Origin of the sequence: Arachidicoccus sp. BS20 (genome assembly GCF_001659705.1) — a bacterium.
Classification (GTDB): domain Bacteria; phylum Bacteroidota; class Bacteroidia; order Chitinophagales; family Chitinophagaceae; genus Arachidicoccus.
In genome coordinates this window covers 699,937-723,101 of record NZ_CP015971.1, presented here as the reverse complement: position 1 = coordinate 723,101, position 23,165 = coordinate 699,937, and the positions used below count along the sequence as shown (strand labels likewise).

Sequence of the window (23,165 nt, the reverse complement as noted above, 5' to 3'; positions counted from 1 at the left end):
TAAAAATAAACAGATGAAATGAGCCATAAGAACTTCGCATACCCAAAGCGATGATTATTTATGGCGAAACGGAGTTCGGCGAAGCCAATTCCATGTGACAAATAAAAAATAATAAAAAAAATAAACACATGAAAAAACTTCTTATTGTTTTATCGCTTGCGGGCTGCTTGACATTTTCTTCGTGCGGAACCACTAATCCGCTTTCTTCAATTGCAGGCATCGGTACAGGAAATACAATGAATACGGCTATTACCGATTTGCTTTTACAAAGCGTACTTTCCGGCATCGGAAATCTGGGAACGAATAATGGATTTTTAAACAATCAGCTGTATAAAATATTGCTTCCGCCCGAAGCACAAAAAGTAGCAAGTACATTACAGGCACTTGGTTTGGGAAGTGTTGTTAACAGCGCCGAAACACAGATGAATCATGCGGCAGAACAAGCCGTAGTAACGGCTAAACCGATTTTTACAAATGCTATTAAAAGTATGTCCATTAGCGATGCGGCAAGTTTGGTTTCCGGCGGTAATAATGCGATTACCAATTATTTTAAACAAAAAACCTCTTCACAATTATTGGCTGCGTTTACACCGATTATCAAACAGTCGTTGGACAAAAACAACGCAACCAAATATTATTCGCAAATAGCAGATACATACAATAAAGTTCCGCTGGTAAAAAACAAACTGAATCCCGATTTGTCAAATTATGTAGCCAATCAGGCGATGAACGCGATGTTTAACCAAATGGCTGGCGCAGAGAAAAATATTCGTACAAATCCTGCGGCGCAAACAACAGCTGCATTGAAGCAGGTTTTCGGTAAGAAATAATTTTGTATTTAAAAATAATAAAGAACTCCTTGCGGTTGTCATCTTCCGCGAGGAGTTTTACTTTTGTAAAGAAAAAAAATAATTTTATGTCAAAAGAAACAATATTGGAACCCGGCGATAAAGCACCCGATTTTAAAGGCGTTGACCAAAATGGCAATGTAGTTTCCTTAAAGGATTTTAAAGGGAAGAAAGTTGTATTATATTTTTATCCTAAAGATAATACTCCGGGCTGTACGGCACAGGCTTGTAATTTGAGGGATAATTATGAAATATTGATAAATAAAGGCTTTCAAATAATAGGAGTGAGCGGCGACAGTGTGAAAAGCCACAAGAAGTTTGAAGAAAAATTTGATTTGCCATTTCCATTAATTGCCGATGAAGACAAAAAAATTATTGAAGATTACGGCGTATGGCGTCCGAAATTATTTATGGGGCGTTCGTTTCTCGGTATTGTGCGTACTACTTTTTTGATTGATGAAAAAGGAATTATCAAAACAATAATTGATAAACCGAATACTAAAAATCATACGGAACAAGTATTGGATGCGTGGGATGAAAATTAAAATGTATTCCGATTTGGTATATTTCGCTGAAAAAAAATGAGGCAATTTTTTCGCCTCATTTTTTTGAGTATAATACTTATTGTTTTATCCTGCAAGAGAGTTTGTTTCGCTGAATTTATTACTTAATTCTATTTCCTTATTAAGGAACGGATATTCTCTTAACAGTTGAAGATGCCGGCTGCCCAATAAACTGTTAAGTGCGTGCGTATGACGCAGATGATGGATATCGGAGCCGCAGTAGTCATACATATTTTTATTGAACAAATATTCGGCAACCCTTTTTACACTTTTACCGTAATAGCCCGAAAGCGCTATTGTGTTCAGTTGAAACAAGCAACCTTTATCTTTCAGCTCGTCATATTTTTCCAGTCTGTCGTGATAAAAATTGTATCGTTCCGGATGTGCCAGTATCGGCTGATAACCGCGTGTTTGCATGGTAAACAAGGCTGTATGTAAAAGCGGGGATTCTATCAGGTAAGACATTTCTACCAATACTTTGTTGTCATAGATAGTAAGCAGCTTATCTTCACTTTCCGCTAAGGAAACGAAGCGCTCGTCTATCATGTATTCCGCGGCAGCGTCTATTTCCATATCGATATTCAGCTCGCTTACTTTTTGGCGGACTGCAAACAATTTTTGCAAAATTGTGTCTTTCGAGTTGGAGTAAATATCTTCACTTACATGCGGAGTAGCTATCATTTTCTTATAACCATGTTTGTACATGGTTTTTATAAGACTTATGCTGTCATGTATATTTTTAGCGCCATCGTCTATACCCGGAAGTATATGAGAATGAATATCTGTGACTACAAAACTCCAGTCTTTCACAGAAGTAAGATCGTCTTTATTTTTTTTACGTAAAAAACTAAACATAATACTTTTTAACTATACAAAATACTTGCCAACTCATAAACGCAATTAGTCTGAACAATGCTACAGCTGATGTAAAAATATTTTTACAATACCAACATCGCATCGCCGTAGGTAAAGAAATTGTACTTTTCTTTAATGGCTGTTTTGTATGCTTCCATTGCCAAATCGTATCCTGCGAAGGCGCAAACCATAATCAGCAAACTTGTTTTGGGCAAATGGAAATTAGTAATAAGACTGTCTGCTATATTGAAATCATACGGAGGATGAATAAATGTGTTTGTCCAGCCTTCTGCGGGTTTCAGTAAACCTTCGGCTGTAAAGCTGCTTTCCAAAGCTCGCATTGTGGTTGTGCCTACGGAGCAAACTCTGTGTCCTGTTTCTTTGGCTTTGTTGACAATGCGACAGGTTTCTTCATCAATGCGGAAATATTCGGCATCCATTTTATGCTTGCTCAGGTCTTCAACTTCAATCGGACGGAAAGTGCCGAGGCTTGTATGCAACGTAAGTTCTGCGAATTTGATACCCTGGATTTCCAATCGCTTGATTAATTCTTTGCTGAAATGCAAGCCTGCTGTAGGTGCAGCAACTGCACCTTCGTATTTTGCATAAACGGTTTGATAGCGTTCTTTATCTTCTTCCGTAGGTTTACGTTTGATGTATTTAGGAAGTGGCGTTTCGCCCATGAACTCCAGCATTTCGCGAAAGCTTGCTTCATCTTTGTCCCATAGAAAACGAATGGTTCTTCCCCGGCTTGTCGTGTTGTCGATAACTTCGGCAACCAACTCATCGTTTTCTCCGAAATATAATTTATTACCCACGCGGATTTTGCGCGCCGGGTCAACAATTACGTCCCAAAGACGGTTTTGCTTATTCAGTTCGCGCAAGAGAAATACTTCAATCTTCGCACCTGTTTTTTCCTTGCGACCGTACATGCGTGCAGGAAAAACTTTAGTGTTATTTACTACGAACACGTCTTTGTCGTCGAAGTAGTCAAGCACGTCGCGAAAATGTCTGTGTTCGATACGTCCTGTTTTGCGTTCAACAACCATCAAGCGGCTGTCTTCTCTGCGTTTCGGGGGATTTTGTGCAATCAGGTTTAGCGGAAGGTCAAAGCGAAACTGCGATAATTTCATATTTTTTGTACTGTGTTTTCCAGATAATTTTTATCAACAGAAAAATTAGGTTGATAAAAATTCTGTGTCTATTAATAATTAAATTTTAATAGCCCACATTCATTCTGCCGACGCCTTACGGGGCGACCAAATGATGTTACGGCATCATTATTTGAACCCGCAAAGTTACTATTGTGGAATGAATTATAGAAATAAATGTTTGGGTAGAGAAAAAAGGACACATTTAAAATATTTCTTAACACCCAACTCATAACTCGCAGCAGCGCATTATCTTGCAGGTTGTTATGAGAATTTTTGAAGATACATATTTACACAAAGGGTTAAGAAAGCAGTTGATAGATTTTCTGCGCGATGAGCGCAAAATAACAGATGAAGATGTACTTGCTGCAATGAACAGAATCCCAAGACATTTTTTCCTCGATTCGGCGTTTGACCGCATTGCGTATGAAGACCGTGCATTTCCCATTGGCGAAGGGCAGACTATTTCGCAGCCTTATACAGTTGCATATCAAACACAATTATTACAAATAAAAAAAACGGACAGCGTTTTAGAAATAGGCACCGGAAGTATTTACCAGGCTTCGGTTTTGGCGGAAATGGGCGCAGATGTTTTTACCATTGAACGGCAGAAAAAATTGTTTGACGCGCAGGAAAAGTTTCCTTTAAAAGATAAATATCCCAACATACATTTTTTCTATGGCGATGGCTATCAGGGGTTGCCCGATTACGCGCCGTTTGACAAAATTTTGATTACGGCTGCCGCACCATATATTCCCGAAAAATTAATGGCACAACTAAAAGTGGGAGGAAAAATGGTATTGCCTGTGCAGGATATTGACGATGCGCAAACGATGCTTCGCATTACCAAAAATGATGACGGTACCTGGGAAGAAGAAACTTTCGACCGTTTTTCTTTTGTTCCGATGCTGAAAGGAAATGTCTAACATGGATTTTGGTAGATTTTTTAGATTGTGAGGATTATTATTAATTACCATTACATATCAGCATCTATTTTCTAACAACAATGCAACAATAAGGTAATTCAATAATTCCAGAGCAGAAGGAAGATAACCAACAATAGGTAGTTTGCGCTTGTTAAAAATTAAATTTTTATTATTAAAAATCTTTCGGTTGTACTAACTTCGTCGCCCTCTATAAAAATATTGGAGAGGATTTCGGGTTGTGATGATGTTTTGTGAATACAATAGAATTTCGTAGATTACAATCCGATTATTTTAATATTGATTTCGGAACAATGGCAAAAAGTACAAAAACGGCAAGCCCTAAGAAAGCAAACACATCTTCGGCAGCGAAACAAAAACACTCGCACGATATTACCGCAGGGCTTCAGGCTAAATTCGGATTTGATAAATTCAAGGGTCGCCAGGAAGAAGCGATTCATAGTTTACTAAACGGGCACGATACATTTGTAATAATGCCCACCGGCGGCGGCAAAAGTTTGTGTTACCAGCTTCCCGCTTTGATATTGGACGGTTGCGCAATCGTGGTAAGTCCATTAATCGCACTGATGAAAAACCAGGTCGATTTGGTTCGCGGTTACAGCGAAGATGATAATATAGCACACTTTCTCAATTCATCGTTAAATAAAGGTCAGATAAAAGTGGTGCGCGACGATGTCGTTTCGGGCAAAACAAAATTGCTCTACGTTGCGCCGGAAACATTGACTAAGCAAGAGAATATCGACTTTTTCCGCGCGGCAAATATTTCATTTTTTGCAGTGGATGAAGCGCATTGTATATCGGAATGGGGACACGATTTTCGTCCCGAATACCGCCGTTTGCGCGAGATGATGGATGAGATTAACAAAGACATTCCCGTGATTGCTTTGACCGCAACGGCAACACCGAAAGTACAAAGCGATATTGTAAAAAATCTGGGGCTGCGCGAGCCGAATATTTTTATTTCTTCCTTCAACAGGCAAAACCTTTACTACGAAATTCAGCCGAAAGTCAAGGTTGACCAAACTATCAAAAGCATTGTAAGATTTATTTCGCAAAACAAAGGTAAGAGCGGAATTATTTACACACTCAACAGAAAAACCACCGAAGAACTTGCGGAAATTTTAATGGCTAACGGCATCAAAGCCGTTGCTTATCACGCAGGATTGGATGCGAAACTTCGCGCCGAAAGACAAGACGGATTTTTGAATGAAGATGTGCAGGTAATTGTTGCTACTATTGCATTTGGCATGGGCATTGACAAGCCGGATATCCGTTTTGTAATTCATTACAATATGCCGAAGTCGATTGAAAATTATTATCAGGAAACAGGGCGTGCGGGGCGCGATGGTTTGGAAGGTAAGTGTATTCTGTATTATTCGCACAAAGACGTTTCAAAGCTCGAACATTTGATGCGCGACAAGCCTTTGAGCGAGCGCGAAGTGGGAGCGCAATTAATCAATGAAACATTGGCTTTTGTGGAAACTTCTGTTTGCCGCAGAAAAGTATTGATGCATTATTTTGGCGAAGAATGGAACGAAGAAAATTGCGGCAATTGCGACAACTGCCTCCATCCGAAAGAGAAAGTTGAAGCGAAAGATGAAGCTGTAAAAGTGCTGAAAGTGGTTAAAGCACTGGACGAACGTTTTAATCTTGATTATGCTGTAAATATCTTAATCGGAAGATTAACGCCGTCTGTTACTATGTTCCGCCACGAAAATATAGCAGAGTTTGGTATCGGCAAAGACAAAGATGTTCATTTCTGGAACAGTCTTATCCGTCAAATGTTGCTGGAAAATTTAATCAGAAAAGATATTGAAGAATACGGTTTGCTCAAATTTACACCACAAGGCGAGAAATTTTTGAAGAAGCCGACTTCGTTCAAAATCGTATTGAACAATTTATTTGAAGGTGCAGACGCAGACGACGAAGAAACCGAAGGTGCGGGAGCAACGAGCGGCGCAGCAACGGATGAAGTATTGTTCGATATGTTGAAAGATTTGCGCCAGAAACAGGCAAAAAAATTGGGACTGCCGCCATTTGTGATTTTCCTTGAAACGTCGCTAAACGATATGGCTACGATGTATCCGACAACATTGGCAGAATTGGAAAAATGTCAGGGTGTAAGTAAAGGAAAAGCATTGAAATACGGAAAGCCTTTTGTGGAACTGATTGCAAAATATGTGGAAGACAACGACATTGTGAAGCCCGACGATTTTGTAATGAAAAGTGTTGCAAACAAAGCAAGTAACAAGATTTACATTATCCAAAACGTGGACAAAAAAATTCCTTTGGAAACCATTGCCAAGAACAAAGATTTGCGCCTGGACGAGTTACTGGAAGAAATGGAATCCATTGTTGCAAGCGGCACAAAACTGAATCTGAATTATGCTATTGACGATATGCTCGACGAAGACGACCAGGATGAAATCATCGAATATTTTCGTGGTTGTGAAACATCATCTTTGGATGTGGCAAAAGAAGAACTGTCGGAATTTGATTTTGACTGGGAGCAATTGAAAATAATGCGTATTAAGTTTTTGTGCGAGTACGGAAACTAATTAAGTTAGTAATTAAAAATTAAGAATTAATAATTAGCTTCAGTGTTATGCAGAATTATAAATTATCAATCAGCGTTCAACAATTATTAATTTCTAATTATTAATTCTTAATTACGCATGGGCATTGTTCGTAAGCAAAGCACGTATTCCACCATTTTTATTTATATCGGTTTTGCGATAGGTGCGGTTAATATGTTGGTTTTGCTGCCGAAGCTTCCGCAAGATGCAAGCGGTTTAACAAGAATGGTTAATGAAGTAGCGCTTGTGTTTTCGGGCTTTGCTACGCTGGGAAGCCTGAATGTTCTGTATAAATTTTATCCTTTTTATCGTTCTTACCTCAAGCCGGAAAAAAATGATTTGCCCTTTCTCACGCTTACAGCAAATCTTATCGGTTGTATATTATTCATTCTTGTTTCCATTTTTTTTAAGGGATTTATTCAACGCAAGTTTGGCGAAAGTTCGCCGCTGTTTGTAGCGCATTATCACTTGATTGTTCCATACACCATTTCTTATCTCTGTTTGATGTTGTTGGAAAGTTTTTGCTGGATAATCCGGAAGACAATTATTTCCAACATCGCTCGGGAATTGATTTTCAGGCTTACATCAAGCGTATTGATATTGTTATATATCTTCAAGATTATTTCTCTCAATACATTTTTTGAGCTGTTTTCGTTTTCGTATGTGCCGTCGTTAATAGTATTGTTATATTGTATTTTTAAAAACGGAACAATAAAAATATGTACGCAAGTCAGCAGCGCTACAAAACGCTTGTATAAGAGAATGCTTGTGTTTATGAGTGTTCATTATTCGGGAGCGCTTATTTCTATTATTCCCAATGCGATAGACGGAATATTTATTGCAGGAATTGCAAAAAACGGATTGGAAACATTGTTTGTGTACACAATGGCAGTGTATCTTGTGTCGGTTATAGAAGTACCGCAGCGTACTATTATAGCCATTACAACGCCGCTAATTGGCGAAGCATGGAAAAATAAAGACAAAGGAAAAATCGCAGAACTGTACCAAAAAACTTCATTGAACTTATTGATTCTCGGGCTTGCCTTATTCAGCATTATTGAACTGAATATAGATAATCTTATTCGTTTTGAAGGCAGTTCGTACGCTTTGATAAAACCGGTCTTTCTGATTATAGGAATGGGCAAACTGATTGATTTGGGAATGGGTATGAACGCGCAAATACTTGGACTTTCAAAGTACTGGAGATTTGATTTTTATACAAGTGCATCATTCATTGCTGTGAATGTGTTGCTCGACTTTTTTATGATAAAAACATTTGGTCCGATAGGCGCAGCTTACGGACGAAGTATTGCATTGGTGTTCTATAATTTGATGCGTTTTTTTTACCTGTGGAAATTATATAATTTGCAACCGTTTTCTTCCAAAACATTGATGACACTTGTGTTTGGAGCGATTGCACTTATAGTTGCGTATATTATTCCTTACGTGGGAAATATGTTTGTGGATGTTACTGTAAGAACAACAGTTTTTCTGTTATTATATATTCCATTGATTCTCCGGTTCAAAGTTTCGGAAGATATAAACGCGATGTACAAAACAGCGTTAAATAAATTTTTGAAGAAAAATTAAAACCCGAAACATTTTGCTATATTGCTGACTGATTTTTAAACAACGATGTATTTATTTTAAAATCCTTGTGCAATGAACATTAAGCTGAGGCTGATTGCAATGAATTTCATGCAATTCTTTATTTGGGGCGCGTGGCTGCTGACTGTGGGGAAATATTGTTCCAACACAATGCACTGGACGTTCAGTCAATTCGGCGCAATCTTCGGTACGATGGGTATTTCAGCTGTTTTTATGCCCGCATTGATGGGCATTGTTGCAGATAGATTGATTTCCGCGCAAAAGCTATACGGAACGTTGCATATTTTTGCTGCTGTGCTGCTGTGTTATTTGCCGCAAATCAATAATCCTGTTACCTTCTTTTGGGCGATGCTTGTCAATATGTTTTTTTATATGCCCACGCTTTCGCTGTCGATAACGGTGTCTTACAATTCTTTAAAAAAATATAACATCGATGATGTTGTAAAAGCGTTTCCACCGATTCGTACTTGGGGAACAATCGGTTTTATTGTTGCATTATGGTTGGTAAGTCTTACAAAAAATGAAAATTCAGCCAACCAGTTTTACATTGCGGGTGCAGTTTCTTTTTTATTGGGCGTTTATTCATTCTCGCTGCCCGATTGTCCGCCATTGGGAAAAAGTATGCGCAGCAAATCTTTCGCAGATGCTTTGGGATTGAGCGCTTTCAAGCTTTTTAAAAATAAACGTTTTGCTGTTTTCTTTTTGTTTTCCATGCTGCTTGGCGCAGCGTTGCAACTCACTAATGCTTACGGCGATACATTTTTAGGAGATTTCGGTAAAGATTATCCCGATAGTTTTATGGTAACACATTCGGCGGTCGTGATGTCCATTTCCCAGATTTCGGAAACCTTGTTCATTTTGGCAATTCCGTTTTTTCTGAAAAAATTCGGAATCAAATATGTGATGCTGATGAGTATGGTGGCGTGGGTATTACGTTTCGGACTGTTTGCTTATGGGAATCCCGGCGATAATTTCTGGATGATAATTCTTTCCTGTATCGTTTACGGAATGGCGTTCGATTTCTTCAATATTTCCGGTTCATTATTCATCGAAACACAAACGCATGAAACAATCCGTGCGAGCGCACAAGGTTTGTTTATGATGATGGTAAATGGTTTTGGTGCAATCATCGGCAGTTTTACAAGCGGTGTGTTGATTGATAAATATTTTATTCTAAGTAACGGCGATAAAGACTGGAAAGGCATTTGGATAATGTTCGCCTTGTACGCGCTGGTGCTGTCAATCGTATTCCCGGTTGTGTTTAAGAATAAGCATGAGCAGGGAACGCTGGAAAGTTTTCATCATTAAACAGTAGCCGTATTTTGATTGACTATTTCTTTAGTTAATATATCTGTCTGATGAAGTAATCGATTATTAAGTTTATATTTAAGTCATTAGAACAAACTTAGCTGCGGCGTATCGTTTATTAACTGCGGTCTTTTAATATTTAAGCCGCAAGTTTCGTTCAGCTTATCAATCAAATAAATGGTCAATTCAGGAAGGAGCATTTCATTCGGCATATGAATAAAGAAATAAATTTCTTCCGTGCCATTGTTCATCCAAAAATTTATTCGTTCAACCCAATCATCAATTCTTGCATAATCAGATGCGTGCAAACTGTTTCCTGCAAAACGGATAAGAGTTTTAGGAATTGTAAGGCTCATGTGTACGGCGTCGCGCCTGCCTGCTGTATCTGTGATAATAATACCGATGCGGTTATCTTCCAAAAAATTAAGTAATTCTTTATTGATATTTTTATCCGAAAACCATTGCGGATGGCGCACTTCCAAAAAGAACGGAATATCGTTGGGCAAAGTTTTGAGGTAACTAAATAATTCGTTTTTACGCGTAGGCGCAAAAGTTTCGTTGAGCTGTATAAAAATCGCACCGAGATAATTATCAAAATTTCTCATTGTATCGATAAAATAATCCGAAAGATTTTTATTGTTGGGCAAAGAATTGGTATGTGTTACATCTTTAATCATCTTCGGACAAAACAAAAAATTTTCGTTTTGTTTGACCAAATTTTTCCAGGAATGAATGTTTTGCAATGACGGTATTTTGTACCAGGTCGCATTCAGTTCTATGCAATTATAATTTGCGGAATAATAGGAGAGAAGTTCCGAATCTTTTGCATTCGTCGGATATATTTTCCCTTTCCATTCAGGATTGTTCCAACGCGGCAAACCAATGTGGATTTTAAAAGAATCATTTCTCTTGCCGTTAAGAATAATGCTGTTTTCTTTACAATCTTCCGGCAGATTGAAATCAATATTTTCCAACTCATGTTCCTGCACACTGCCGTATTCCATAGTTTTTTTGTTTGTCCAAAAGTAAAAAGTCCTGATGTTTCGCACCAAGACTTTTTATCAAAATTTACTTAAACTAAATAATTAGTACAAATCGGATTCTGCAATTTTTTGATTGATGAAACCCAATTCTTCTTCTGTCAATTTTAAATCCAAAACTTTTGCATTATCGGTTGCCTGCTCGGCATTTCTTGCACCCGCCAATGCAATGGTAATGCCCGGCTGTTCTAATGTCCAGCGCAAAATTAATTGTGCGAGCGATACATTTTTATCATCGGCAAGAGATTTTATTTTACCCAAAAACGAATTGACTTTTATAATATACTCATCGGTATAAAATCTGTTTCCTGCGCGTGTATCGCCTTCGTTGAAAGTATGTCCGGGTTTATATTTTCCTGTCAAAAGCCCGCGCTGCAAAGGGCTGTATGCTAATATGCCGATGTTTTCTTCCAGTACATAAGGAATCAATTCCTTTTCAATATCACGATTAACCAAGCTATAAGGCACTTGATTGGAAGCCAATGGACAGGTTGCATTGGCTCGCTTTGTTTGTTCAACATCGTAATTACATACGCCGGCTTCTTTGATTTTTCCCTGCTCTTTCAAACGAAGAACAGCTTCGTATGTTTCTTCAATCGGCGTAGTTTTATCGTTCCAATGGATTTGATATAAATCGATATAATCTGTACCAAGTCTTTTGAGGCTTTGCTCACATTCATAGACAACACTTTCTTTGCCTGCGTATTTATAAATTTTAATTGGCGTACCATCGTTCTTGTTGCTGTCCATCACAAAATCGCCTTTTTCCAAATCCCAGCGCATACCGAATTTGGTCGCAATCTGAATCTTGTCGCGCGCAACGCCTTTGATAGCTTCGCCTACGAGTTCTTCACTTTCGCCTTGTCCGTAAATCGGCGCGGTATCAATAGATGTAATGCCGTTATCGATAGATGCTTTAATCGCTGAAACCGCGTCATTGCCTTCGTTTCCACCCCACATCCATCCGCCGATAGCCCATGCGCCGAATGTTACTTCCGTTAATGCTAAATCTGTTTTTCCTAATTTTCTAAGTGCCATAACTGATATTTTAGGTTATAAAAAATAACTGAAATTAGTTGCAAGTAAAGGTAAAAAATTGAAGGAAGTTTGAAGTGAGTGTCAAGAATTGAGCATCACTTTCTGCATTCTCTTTGATACTTTTTATCGTTCTTATATCCACTTGTCGCCCCATTCGCATAATCTCGGAACTATGTCCAACAAGGCTTTGCCTTTAGGTTTTATGAAATAACTGATTGTGGTAGGCGCTACTTTTTCATTGATTTCTTTTGTTACAAATCCTTCGGCTTCCAACTCTTTCAGTCTTTTGCCCAAGATTTGTTTTGAGAGTGAAGGATATTCTTTTTTCAATAAACTGAATCTGTTGATGCCGTCGTATATAGAAAAAAGAATTTGCATTTTCCACCGTGGCGAAATCAGCAACAACACTTCATTAAATCTGCATGATTCGCCCAAAAGATATTCATTTAATGCAACGGTGGATGTTGATTTACGTTCACTTGCCATTTTTATTTGTTTTTGAATTAATTATAAAATGAATGTGGTCATTTTCGGGCGACCTATTGCGGGGTCCTGTGTTGTATTTTAATTTTGCCGAACAAATTTAAAAACAAAAAACATGAGCAATCAACTAATTACAGAAAATGTATCGACGGAAATAATTGCAATTATTCAAACAATTTACAAACTGGTAAACAGTGGCGACAGAAAAAATCATGAACTTCAATCAGCGCAAATTGCGGATGAAATAACTATTGATTTCGGCGGTGTTCAACCTTCTCAAACATTAAAAAAAGAAGACTTGGTTAATTGGAGCAAAATCGCCTATAAAAACATGACAACAATGCACTTGAGCTTCAATCACGAAGTTTCGGTTTTCGGGAAAAAGGCTGAAGTCCATTCTTATGGAAGAGCGTTGCACAAACTGGATTCGGGCGCTGACTTCTGGAATATTTATGCAAAATATTATCACGAATTACAGAAAACAAATGACGGATGGAAAATTTCAAGACTCCAAATGATACCGATTTTTCAGGAAGGAAATGTAAAATTGATTGAAGATAATTATCTTAGAAATCTGAAAAGTTAAAATGAAAAGAGAAATAAATAAAAACTATTTCTCTTTCTTCTGTCCCACATTGCTTTTTTTCTTCTTTTTCGTAGTCGTAGTTTTTTCTTTTTTCTTTGTCGAATCCGATTTTAAAACCCATTCATAATCGAGCTGACGTTTATCCAGATTTGCAGCAACTACTTTTATCCAAACTTTATCGCCCATCTGAAACCTGCGCCCGGAGCGGCTTCCGGCTAACATATAATCAGATTCAACGTATCTGAAATCGTCATAAAAATTTAAACTCTGAACGCTTACCAAACCTTCGCATTTCTGTTCAACGGTTTCTACCCAAAAGCCAAATTCTGCAACGCCTGTGATGATACCTTCAAATTCATCGCCCAAAAATTGCTGCATATATTCCACTTGCTTATACTTATTCGCAGCGCGTTCGGCATCCATTGCAGCGCGTTCTTTATCGCTGCAATGCTTGCATTTTTCTTCTAATTTTTTATCAACTTGCGGATGATTTTTTAAACAATCTTCGATAATTCTGTGAACCATCACATCGGGATAACGGCGAATGGGCGAAGTGAAATGACAATAATTTTCAAAACCCAATCCGTAATGCCCGATGTTTTCCGAAGTATAAATTGCCTTCGCCATTGTGCGTATACCCAACTGCTCCAACACGTGCTGTTCCGGCTTTCCGTGCGCTTTTTCCAACATTTCGTTGAAGCTTTTGGCAATACCTTCGGGCGTGGACAAATCGAAATGATAACCGTATTTTTTTGCAAACGGAATAAAATTTTCCAGCTTCGCTTCATCGGGTTGGTCGTGAATGCGGTAGGGAAAAGGAATCGGTTTGCCATGAATTTTAATGCCTGCGGCATAAGTCGCCACATATCTGTTTGCCAGCAACATTAGTTCTTCAATCAGTTGATGCGCGGGTTTGCTTTCTTTAATTTCAATGCCGATGGGTTTGCCTTTTTCGTCTAATTTAAAACGGACTTCCTGCGACGAAAAATTGATGGCGCCATTGGAAAACCTTTCTGCGCGTAGCTTTTGGGCGATTTCATTCAACAGTAAAACATCATCTTTCAGCAATCCTTCTTTTGTATCAATGATTTGCTGCACATCTTCATACGTAAATCTTTTATCGGAATGAATCACGGTTTTGCCAATCCAATGTTCTTTGATTTTTCCTTTTTTATTGATGATAAAAACTGCTGAAAACGTGAGCTTGTCTTCATTCGGGCGCAGCGAACACAACACATTTGAAATATGTTCGGGTAACATCGGAATAACTCTGTCGGGCAGATAAACAGACGTTGCGCGGCTGTATGCTTCTTTGTCCAATTCCGTATCGGGCGTTACAAAATGGCTTACATCTGCAATGTGAACGCCTATTTCATACCATTCTTTGTCCAACTTTTTTATGGAAATAGCATCGTCAAAATCCTTTGCATCCACAGGGTCAATCGTGAACGTAAGCGTTTTGCGAAAGTCTTTGCGTTTTGCAATTTCTTCATCAGGAATTTTATCCGTTAATTTATTCGCTTCGTGCATCACTTCCTTCGGAAACTCAATGCTGAAGCCGTTTTCAGCGATAATACCTTTCATGGCAAAATCATTTTCCTGCTCTTCCGTAACTACGGAAACGACTTCGCCCACAGGTTTCTTTTTATTGTTTTCCCACTCGGTTAGTCGTACAATTACTTTGGAATTGTCGGGTGTATTTTTGATTTTATTTTTAGGAATATAAATGTCGGGCATTGGTTTTTCGCTTGCCGCAATGAAGAATGCAAAATGTTCCTGCACGCTTAGTCTTCCGATAAATTCAGTTTGCTTGCGTTGAATAACTTCGGTAATTCGACCTTCTTTTCTGCCGCTTTGACTTTGCTTCACAATCTTCACGCGAACCGTATCGCCGCTCAATGCAACGCCTAAATCTTGCTGGCGGACAAGAATGTCTTTGTCTTTTGAACCATCTATAATTACATAACCCATTCCGCTGCGAGTCAAGTCCAGCGTACCTTTCAGCTCAACGGATGCAGTATTTTTCGTAGTTGTATGTGTTCTTTTTTTAGGCTTTGGCTGATGCTTTTTGCTCATTGTTGTTATTGTTGAATTGGAGAACAAAGTTTTTTATCGTGTTGTCAAAATCATCTTTTTGATTAAAAAGAAAAGACGTTTCAATCGGCAACACATATAAAGGTAACGCGGATAATTCATTAAACCATTTTAATTTAACCGCGTCTTTTTCGGTTGTAATAATAACCGTTTTTCCGGTTTTTTTTTGATAGATTCCGATTATTTTTTCAATATCATTTTGCGTAAAATTGTGGTGGTCTTTAAACGAAATTTCTTCAAAATTTTTGTCGAAAGAAGCGATATAATTTCTTAAAGAATTTGCGTTCGCAATGCCATGAACCAAGATATAATGCGTTTCATTATTCAAAATAAATTCTTCTGAAACGCTGATGTGGCAAGGCTTTCCGTAATTGATAGTTGTAAAAAAAATATAACCTTGATTGAAACGATTTATCTGATTAATAATCTTTTCTTTCTTATTAATCAATAAATCATGGTCGCATTTTGTAACCACTATTATATCTGCACGCTTTGCAGAACTTCTTTGATCGCGCAATGTTCCTGTCGGTAAAAAATAATCTTTGTAAAATAAATTATTATAATCAGTTAATAAAATATTCAGCCCCGCTGTAATTTTTCTATGTTGAAAAGCATCGTCTAAAATGATGGCTTTTGTTTCGGGTTTTAACTGCAGAAATTGTTGAACGGCATTTACTCTGTCTTTACCGACACAAACATTTACATCAGGAAATTTTGTGTGAAACTGCATTGGTTCATCGCCGATTTCATTGGCAGTTGTTGTTTTATTTGCAATTAAAAATCCTTTTGTTTTTCTTCTGTAACCCCGACTAATTGTGGCTTGCAGCAAATTTTGTTGTTGTAATAATTTAATTAAATATTCCACCATCGGCGTTTTTCCTGTTCCGCCGACAGAAATATTTCCGACACAAATGATGGGCATATCAAAACTTGTTGAACGTAATATTTTTTTGTCGAACAAAAAATTCCGGACGTGAATTACAGAACCATAAATAATGGAAACAGGAAATGTAAGAAGCCGTAAAACTTTTTTAAAATTCATAAACCTTGTCGGGCGTGATGCAATAATCTAAAGGTATATCAAATTCCTGAACATCGGATATTTCTTCAACTGGAGAGAAGTAACTGAAACCGATTTTTAACACATCTTCGCGGCATTTGCTTAAAAATTTATCGTAAAACCCTTTTCCGTAACCCACCCGAAACCCTTTGCTGTCAAGCATTACAAGCGGAACGAAGATTAAATCGATGTCTGTCGGCTTAATGATTTTTCCACTTGTCGGTTCTGTGATTTGATAATTATTTTTTTGATAAACGGTTTCTTCATCAATCAAAACAGCTTGCATTTCATTGGATGTAAAATCGGATTTAGGAAAAGCAATTTCGAGGTTCGGAATCGCGTGCCGCAAATAATTTGAAAACAGCAAAGTATTCGGTTCGTTCTTTTCTGCCATCGGAAAATAGCTCATTAAAACCTGCACGCCATCAAACGACAAACGCTGAAACTGAATCAGCAACAAATCGTCCAACTTGAGTTTTTCTTTGGACGAAATGCTCATTCTTTTTTCAAGATATATTTTGCGAAGTTCTTGCTTTGTCATTTTATTTTATATACCACGAATGCACGAATAAAAATTGAACTATTATTCGTGCATTCGTGGCTATGATTTTTCAAAAAAAGAAAAAATTGTAGTGCCGTAATTTCTTTGAAAACTGTAACCTTTAAAATCTTTGTAATCGTTGCGTGGCGTATGTTCCAGCACAAAATAACCGTCTTCCGCAATCAGCTTTTTTTCCATAATGAGTTTAGGAATTTCATCAATTGTTCCGAGCGCGTAAGGAGGTCCCGCAAAAATAAAATCAAATTCATCGGTGCAACTTTCGAGATATTGAAACACATCCAAACGCAACACACGCGCATTCTCGATTTTCAATAACGCAATATTTTGTTTGATAAATTCAGACATCGTTGCATCCTTTTCAATAATTGTTAAATCATTGGCACCACGCGAAGCAAGTTCATAACTGATTGCGCCTGTGCCGCCGAACAAGTCAAGCGTTTTGATATCTTCAAAGCTCATGCGGTTTTGCAAAATGTTGAACAAGCCTTCTTTCGCAATGTCCGTTGTCGGGCGCGTGTAAGGCATTTTCGCAGGCGGGTTTATTTTTCTTCCGCCGAATTTTCCTGATATAATTCTCATAACTTACGATTAAATTGTTCCGTCATTCCGAACATGTTTGGCTTCGCCGATTTTCAATTCGGAATCTCAGATGCTGAAACAAGTTCAGCATGACGGACTCATGCGTATTTAAAAAACGGTACAAAAAAATGTGACGGATATTCGCCGAAATTTTCTTTTAAAAACGCTGCATTTTCTGCGCTGTCAACATCAATATGCGGAATGTATTTATAAATTTCCTGAAACAAAGTCGAGTCGCCGTCAATCAATCCCGATAAAGTTGCCAAAGTGTCTGAAATGCTTGTCACAAGCTGCTTTGTAGCATTCAGCAAATAATAAACAACATCTGTTCCCGAAGAAAAATTTACGGCATTAATAAACTGCAATTTCCCGTTTTTATTTGCCTTGATGATGAAATGTTCGGGATAAAAAATGACCAATAAATGTAGTTTGTTATCGTTCGGAGAAGCAAAAGACTGTTCAATAATTTCATAATATTTGTGTGCATCTTTTGCTTGCGGAAATGTTTTGTGCAATAGATTCCAACGTTCTTCATCAACTGAAAACGGAACAGCAAACACATCATTTTTTTGCAGTAATCTTTTTTGTTGTACCAAGCTATTTTCTACGAAAGGATAAACTAAATCTTTCATGGAATCGTTATAAAAACTTACAGGAATGTACTGCGCACGGGCATTTTCCCAAACAATTTTTACTTGTTGGTAATCGTGTTTTAAGAAGGATGATTGCGCATAAATCTGCGACAATACATTTTCAAAATCATCATTCGCATCGAAACTGTAAAACTCAAAATTGTGCGAAGCGATTTTATTTTCATCAAAAGCCGTGAGCGCAACGTGCGCCGCGCCGACTTCCAAATGAAGAAAACCGTCCGGTATTTTTCCCTGATGAACGTCAAAAGTTTTTTGCAACATAATTAACTATTCTGCCTGCAATGTTACGAAACCGGCACGATAAATATTTGATTAACTTTGATGAAAAGAATTTTTATGATGCGGAAAACAGTTTATTTATTTGCGGTTGCGTTTCTCTTTATTCATGCGGGTTTCGCACAAACGAAGGTTGTCAATCATCTTTCTCAAATAAAAATGAATAACTATAATTTGGAAGATACTATTTATAAATACACGAATTTTTATCCGGACGGAACGCAGCTTGCAATTGCGTTTATCGAAAACGGAAAAGTGAAATTTTTCCGCGGTATCGTTAAACAAAATGATACGCTGAAAGATATTGATAATGCAAATTCTGTTTTCGGAATCGGTTCGATTACGAAAGTTTTTACTTCCACTTTATTGGCTCGTGCAGTTGTGAATCATCAGGTAAGTTTGGATGAAACGGTCGACAAAATTTTAGGTTATCCATTAAAAGATAATGTGCAGATAACGCTGAAACAGTTGTCCAATCACACATCGGGCTTGCCGGGCTTATCAAATAAAATTTGGGCAATTGCCGATAAAGGCAGTAATAATCCTTATGCAAATTTTTCGGATGCAGATTTAAAAACAGATTTGACGGACAGTTTGAAATTGCAATCCGTGCCGGGAACAAAATATGCCTATTCAAATTTCGGCGCAGGTTTGTTGGCTTATTTATTGTCGAAAGTTGAAAAGAAACCATACGAAGAAATGTTGCAGCAGCAAATTTTCGAGCCATTAAAAATGAATCATTCCACAACAAATAGAAATGAAATAAAAAATTATTTGGTTGAAGGATTGAACGTAAATGGCGACACAGCAAGGCTTTGGGAGTTTTCGGAAATTTATAAAGGTTGCGGTTCAATTTATTCTTCGGTAAATGATTTGTCGAAATTTGTGGTGGATAATTTTAATCAAAACGAAGTAAATAATTTATTGCATCAGCCGACTTTCCAAATCAATACTGTTAATTCTATTGCGTTGGGATGGAATAAAAATGTAATTCCGAATTATACTTATTATTGGCACAACGGCGGCGTTGAGGGTTATCGTTCCTGTTTGATAATGGATATTGAAAAGAAAAACGCGATAATTGTATTGAGTAATGTTTCGGCATTTCATCCTAAAAATGATATGATTGATGCGCTGTGTTTTGAACTTTTTAAAGTAACAGATAAATAGAAAAATATGGAAAATGAAATACAAAAATTTGAAGTATATATTTGGAAACCAAAGCAGACTAAGCTCAGTGTAAACATCAATAAAATCGCTGTGTTGCGCAACAGCCGCGGCGGCAACAATCCGAATGTAACGCAGGCTGCGATTGACGCGCAGCGTTTTGGCGCAGACGGAATTACCGTACATCCGCGTCCTGATGAACGCCACATTCGTTACAGCGATGTGCGTGAAATAAAGAAAATTATCACAACGGAATTTAATATCGAGGGCAATTGCCGCGAGCAAAAATTTATTGATTTGGTGTTGGAAGTTAAGCCCGACCAGGTTACTTTAGTTCCTGATGCTATCGGACAAATCACAAGTAATCACGGTTGGGATACAATAAAAAATCAGGATTATTTAAAAGAAATGGTTGCCGTTTTTCAGAAAGAAAATATCCGCGTGAGCATTTTTGTGGACCCGATTGTTGAAATGGTCGAAGCTGCGAAAACTACAGGAACGGACAGAATAGAATTGTACACGGAAAGCTATGCAACAAATTATTTAGTTGATAAAAATAAGGCAATTAAAGAATATATAAAAGCCGCGCATCGTGCGCAGGTATTGGGTTTGGGCTTGAACGCAGGACATGATTTGGACTTGCACAACCTGAAATTTTTCAAGCAAAACATTCCTTATCTTGATGAAGTTTCTATCGGTCATGCGTTAATTGCAGATGCAATTTATTTAGGATTTGAGAATACGATTCAGATGTATAAAAGACAAATATCTGAACCATGATTTGGGCGGATTTATAGGATTATGAGGAAATTGTTTAAGTATAGAATATTCAAAAACGGACAACAGAAAACTGATAACAAACAACAATAAAACCATGTACGAAATCTACGGTATTAAAAATTGCAACACGATGAAGAAAGCGTTTGATTATCTGAACGCGCACAAGATTCCTTATGAATTTCACGATTATAAAAAGCTTGGCATTTCGGCTGAAAAGCTGAAGGAATGGGCTTCTCAGGTTGGTTGGGAAAAATTATTGAACAAACAAGGAACAACCTGGCGCAGTCTGGACGAAGAAACCAAAAACGCTATTACGAATGAAAAGAAAGCTGTTGCATTGATGCAGGAAAAAACAAGTGTTATAAAACGTCCCGTAATTGAACTTGGCAATGAAATTGTAATAATAGGTTTTGAAGAAAACTTGTACAACGCTATTCATTGGAAACATTAATATTTGCGTATGAATGAAACAAAAACAAATCGCTGGAAACGCCTGCCTAAAGGGCTTCGCATCGTTGTGATTGTTTTTGTTTCTTTTTTGTTGTTGAATGTCTTAGCATGGTTTGGAACATCGTGGTACATCCATTCACACAAACAGGAACTGCTGCAAAAAATATCTGCAAAGGTTAGCGAAAACCTCAACGGAAATTTTCATATCAACGATATGGAGCCTGTGTTGCTGCGCGGCTTTCCCAATCTTGCTGTTGAGTTGAACGGCGTTACGTTAAGCGACAGTTTGTACACAACTTATCACATTAACTTGATTGATGTACAATCGGCTTATGTAAAGCTGAATATTTTTTCTTTGCTCACAAGGCATCCGAAAATTATTAAAGTAACATTGGCAAACGGCACTTTTCATTTGTTTAGCGATTCAACTTTCAGCAATGGTTATCTGCTGAAATTCAAGCGCAGTAAGGATTCTGCGAGTAAGAAGAAAAATAATAACAGAATTGATTTTGAAAATTTCGGCTTGCAGAATATTACGTTCAATATAGAAAATAAAACCAAACCGAAACAATTGTTGTTTACTGTAAACAGCATGAACGGTAGCATTCATTCTTCCGAAACCGGCATGGATATTCACGCCGATTCAAAAATTCATGTGGCGCAGCTTGGCTTTAATCTGAACAAAGGCGGCTATTTAAGTAATAAAAATATTGATGCAGATTTTCATTTACTTTTTCATAAAGAAAAGAAAGATTTATCCATGCCCGTACAGCGAGTAAAGATTAATGGAACAACTTTATTGATTGGTGCAGACTTTAATTTCGGCAATAATCCGCAAATATATTCGCTCAATATCCATGCGCCTTCGATTGGTTTTAAAGATGCTGTTTCCATTCTCACACAGAAGCTGCAAAAAACCTTGCAACCATTTAACCTTAAAAATAATCTTTCCGTAAAAGCCACGGTTGACGGGCATTTGAGCGGACCGGACGATCCTGTTGTTCTTGCAAAATGGCAAGTAAAAAACAATGATTTTACCGCGCCGTTTGGCGTGATGCAAAATGCGACATTCACAGGCGCTTATTACAACAATGTGATTCCGAATCAAGGACATGGCGATGATAATTCACAGATTGCTTTAGATTCTTTAAATGCCTTGTTTTACGGCATTCCCGTTAAAATGAAAGATGTACGAATGTTTAATTTGACGCATCCCTTGCTGGATTTCAAACTGACTTCGGACTTCCCTGTTGAGAAACTGAACGGCATTTCCGGCAGTACATTTTTCTTCGACAGTGGCAGGACAAATATTAATATAAATTATCATGGAGGCATTGTTCCGCAAGATACTTTGGGGCACACACTCACAGGAAAAATTCATATAGAAAATGCAGCGTTTTTCTACGTTCCAAGCAATATTCATTTTCAAAAAGGAAATGTAAATCTCGTTTTTGATAAGCATAATTTGATACTTGATAACACCACTTTAGCTACGCTGAAAAGCGATATAAGCATGAGCGGTTCAGCTTCAAATTTTATGAATTTGTATTTTACCAACCCCGGCAAAATCGTATTTAACTGGAATGTTGAAAGCAAACATTTGGCGTTGGACGAATTTAAAGGAATGATTGATGCGCCTAAGAAAACGGGCAGTAAAAACAGCAATCAGTCGCTGGAAAATATCAACGAAAAATTAGAGTACATTATGCGCAACAGCACCGCAAATCTGCATTTGCGCGTAGCGAATATTGCTTATAAAACTTTTTCCGCTCATGATTTAGACGCTACGGCAAATCTTTCGCCCGACAATCTTTCGTTGAACAATGCAAATGTAAAATTTGCCGGCGGAAATATCCATGCAACTATTTCCGCGGCGCAGGGCAGGAGCGAAGTGCCTTTCCGCATGAAAGCAAATGCGCAGGGCGTAGATGTGGACAAACTGTTCACGGCATTTGCCGATTTCGGACAAAGCTCGCTTACCGCGAAAAATATAGACGGCTCATTCTCTGCAAACGTTGATGTACAGGGAAATCTTACGCAACAGGCAGACCTCGTAAAAAATTCTCTGAACGGAAAAATTTCTTTTGTATTGACGGATGGACATCTTATCAATTACAAACCTTTGCTATCTGTCCAGAAATATGTTTTTAAAAAACGCGACCTTGCCAATGTTGCTTTTAAAACCATTCGGAATAATTTTTCCATCAGCGACGGAAAGATTACAATACCGCCGATGACGATTGCCTCGAACGTGATTGAGCTGAATCTACAAGGTGTATATGCCATAGACAAAGGAACTGATATTGGAATCGATGTGCCGTTGCGCGACCCGCAAAAGGCAGAAGAAAGAAGAGCACAAGGGAAAAAAGTACGCAAAGGAATTGTTGTTCATCTGCGTGCGCGTGACGATGTTTCGGGCAAAGTAAGACTTGTGTGGGACCCTTTTCACAAAGCGCCGCAAAAGGAAGATATGAATAATGATTAAAAAATGTTGTGGCGATTACTGCGTATATAACTACCCTTTTTCATTATTTGTAACTCCTT

Annotated in this window: 21 protein-coding genes; 11 read left to right on the top strand and 10 right to left on the bottom strand. The window is 37.8% G+C overall.

Translation table 11 applies throughout. The features are described 5' to 3' along the window. Positions 1–128: 128 nt before the first annotated feature. Both A9P82_RS03305 and bcp read left to right on the top strand, forming a co-directional pair. A complete protein-coding gene (locus A9P82_RS03305) occupies positions 129–830 on the top strand; it encodes a DUF4197 domain-containing protein (protein WP_066204166.1) in 702 nt (233 codons plus the stop codon). Between the two features lie 86 nt (positions 831–916). Next, on the top strand, positions 917–1,393 hold the full coding sequence (gene bcp / locus A9P82_RS03300) for a thioredoxin-dependent thiol peroxidase (RefSeq protein WP_066204164.1): 477 nt from the start codon (positions 917–919) through the stop codon (positions 1,391–1,393). An 84-nt stretch (positions 1,394–1,477) separates the two neighbouring features. On the opposite strand, the gene A9P82_RS03295 is transcribed toward bcp, so the two are convergent. Together A9P82_RS03295 and queA are read right to left on the bottom strand one after the other, a co-directional pair. After that, the gene (locus A9P82_RS03295; protein ID WP_066204162.1) at positions 1,478–2,266 is read right to left on the bottom strand and encodes a tyrosine-protein phosphatase; all 789 of its coding nucleotides are present in this window, start codon (positions 2,264–2,266) and stop codon (positions 1,478–1,480) included. Positions 2,267–2,349: 83 nt separating this feature from the next. After that, positions 2,350–3,399: a tRNA preQ1(34) S-adenosylmethionine ribosyltransferase-isomerase QueA gene (queA, locus tag A9P82_RS03290; RefSeq protein ID WP_066204160.1), complete on the bottom strand. Its 1,050-nt coding sequence runs from the start codon at positions 3,397–3,399 to the stop codon at positions 2,350–2,352. A gap of 284 nt (positions 3,400–3,683) precedes the next feature. Here queA and A9P82_RS03285 point away from each other — a divergent pair, with 284 nt between their 5' ends. The 4 genes from A9P82_RS03285 to A9P82_RS03270 all read left to right on the top strand — a co-directional run bounded on the left by A9P82_RS03285 (position 3,684) and on the right by A9P82_RS03270 (position 9,853). Next, entirely contained in the window at positions 3,684–4,343 is a 660-nt protein-coding gene (locus A9P82_RS03285) for a protein-L-isoaspartate(D-aspartate) O-methyltransferase (RefSeq protein WP_066204158.1), read from the top strand. Between the two features lie 311 nt (positions 4,344–4,654). After that, positions 4,655–6,919: a DNA helicase RecQ gene (gene recQ / locus A9P82_RS03280; protein ID WP_082915385.1), complete on the top strand. Its 2,265-nt coding sequence runs from the start codon at positions 4,655–4,657 to the stop codon at positions 6,917–6,919. A gap of 117 nt (positions 6,920–7,036) precedes the next feature. Further along, entirely contained in the window at positions 7,037–8,527 is a 1,491-nt protein-coding gene (locus tag A9P82_RS03275; RefSeq protein ID WP_066204155.1) for a polysaccharide biosynthesis C-terminal domain-containing protein, read from the top strand. A 72-nt stretch (positions 8,528–8,599) separates the two neighbouring features. Further along, entirely contained in the window at positions 8,600–9,853 is a 1,254-nt protein-coding gene (locus A9P82_RS03270; protein WP_066204153.1) for a nucleoside permease, read from the top strand. A gap of 86 nt (positions 9,854–9,939) precedes the next feature. Here A9P82_RS03270 and A9P82_RS03265 read toward each other — a convergent pair whose 3' ends face one another. The 3 genes from A9P82_RS03265 to A9P82_RS03255 form a co-directional block, all read right to left on the bottom strand. After that, the gene (locus tag A9P82_RS03265; RefSeq protein WP_066204151.1) at positions 9,940–10,857 is read right to left on the bottom strand and encodes a DUF72 domain-containing protein; all 918 of its coding nucleotides are present in this window, start codon (positions 10,855–10,857) and stop codon (positions 9,940–9,942) included. An 81-nt stretch (positions 10,858–10,938) separates the two neighbouring features. Continuing rightward, the gene (locus tag A9P82_RS03260) at positions 10,939–11,931 is read right to left on the bottom strand and encodes an aldo/keto reductase (protein WP_066204149.1); all 993 of its coding nucleotides are present in this window, start codon (positions 11,929–11,931) and stop codon (positions 10,939–10,941) included. Between the two features lie 132 nt (positions 11,932–12,063). Further along, positions 12,064–12,417 (bottom strand): winged helix-turn-helix transcriptional regulator, encoded by a 354-nt coding sequence (locus A9P82_RS03255; protein ID WP_066204147.1) that lies wholly within the window; start codon positions 12,415–12,417, stop codon positions 12,064–12,066. Positions 12,418–12,529: 112 nt separating this feature from the next. On the opposite strand from A9P82_RS03255, the gene A9P82_RS03250 reads away from it, so the two are divergent. After that, a complete protein-coding gene (locus A9P82_RS03250; RefSeq protein WP_066204145.1) occupies positions 12,530–13,000 on the top strand; it encodes a nuclear transport factor 2 family protein in 471 nt (156 codons plus the stop codon). Between the two features lie 24 nt (positions 13,001–13,024). Here A9P82_RS03250 and rnr read toward each other — a convergent pair whose 3' ends face one another. From rnr to A9P82_RS03225, 5 genes are all read right to left on the bottom strand, one after another. Further along, complete coding sequence (gene rnr / locus A9P82_RS03245; RefSeq protein WP_066204144.1) at positions 13,025–15,076, bottom strand: ribonuclease R; 2,052 nt, start codon at positions 15,074–15,076, stop codon at positions 13,025–13,027. Beyond that, positions 15,048–16,136, bottom strand: a complete 1,089-nt coding sequence (gene lpxK / locus A9P82_RS03240) for a tetraacyldisaccharide 4'-kinase (RefSeq protein ID WP_066204142.1) — start codon at positions 16,134–16,136, stop codon at positions 15,048–15,050. The genes rnr and lpxK overlap by 29 nt, the downstream gene beginning before the upstream one ends. Beyond that, positions 16,126–16,695 carry a 5-formyltetrahydrofolate cyclo-ligase gene (locus A9P82_RS03235; RefSeq protein WP_066204140.1) on the bottom strand — a complete coding sequence of 190 codons (570 nt, stop codon included), beginning with the start codon at positions 16,693–16,695 and terminating at the stop codon, positions 16,126–16,128. The genes lpxK and A9P82_RS03235 overlap by 11 nt, the downstream gene beginning before the upstream one ends. Before the next feature lie 60 nt (positions 16,696–16,755). After that, on the bottom strand, positions 16,756–17,295 hold the full coding sequence (locus A9P82_RS03230) for an RsmD family RNA methyltransferase (RefSeq protein ID WP_066204139.1): 540 nt from the start codon (positions 17,293–17,295) through the stop codon (positions 16,756–16,758). A 98-nt stretch (positions 17,296–17,393) separates the two neighbouring features. Then, complete coding sequence (locus A9P82_RS03225) at positions 17,394–18,209, bottom strand: DUF3822 family protein (RefSeq protein WP_066204137.1); 816 nt, start codon at positions 18,207–18,209, stop codon at positions 17,394–17,396. A gap of 60 nt (positions 18,210–18,269) precedes the next feature. On the opposite strand from A9P82_RS03225, the gene A9P82_RS03220 reads away from it, so the two are divergent. From A9P82_RS03220 to A9P82_RS03205, 4 genes are all read left to right on the top strand, one after another. Then, positions 18,270–19,394: a serine hydrolase domain-containing protein gene (locus A9P82_RS03220; protein ID WP_082915198.1), complete on the top strand. Its 1,125-nt coding sequence runs from the start codon at positions 18,270–18,272 to the stop codon at positions 19,392–19,394. Between the two features lie 6 nt (positions 19,395–19,400). Next, positions 19,401–20,171 (top strand): pyridoxine 5'-phosphate synthase, encoded by a 771-nt coding sequence (locus A9P82_RS03215; protein ID WP_066204134.1) that lies wholly within the window; start codon positions 19,401–19,403, stop codon positions 20,169–20,171. Between the two features lie 94 nt (positions 20,172–20,265). Next, on the top strand, positions 20,266–20,622 hold the full coding sequence (locus tag A9P82_RS03210) for an ArsC family reductase (RefSeq protein ID WP_066204132.1): 357 nt from the start codon (positions 20,266–20,268) through the stop codon (positions 20,620–20,622). A 9-nt stretch (positions 20,623–20,631) separates the two neighbouring features. Then, a complete protein-coding gene (locus A9P82_RS03205; RefSeq protein ID WP_066204130.1) occupies positions 20,632–23,106 on the top strand; it encodes an AsmA family protein in 2,475 nt (824 codons plus the stop codon). Positions 23,107–23,165: the final 59 nt, after the last annotated feature.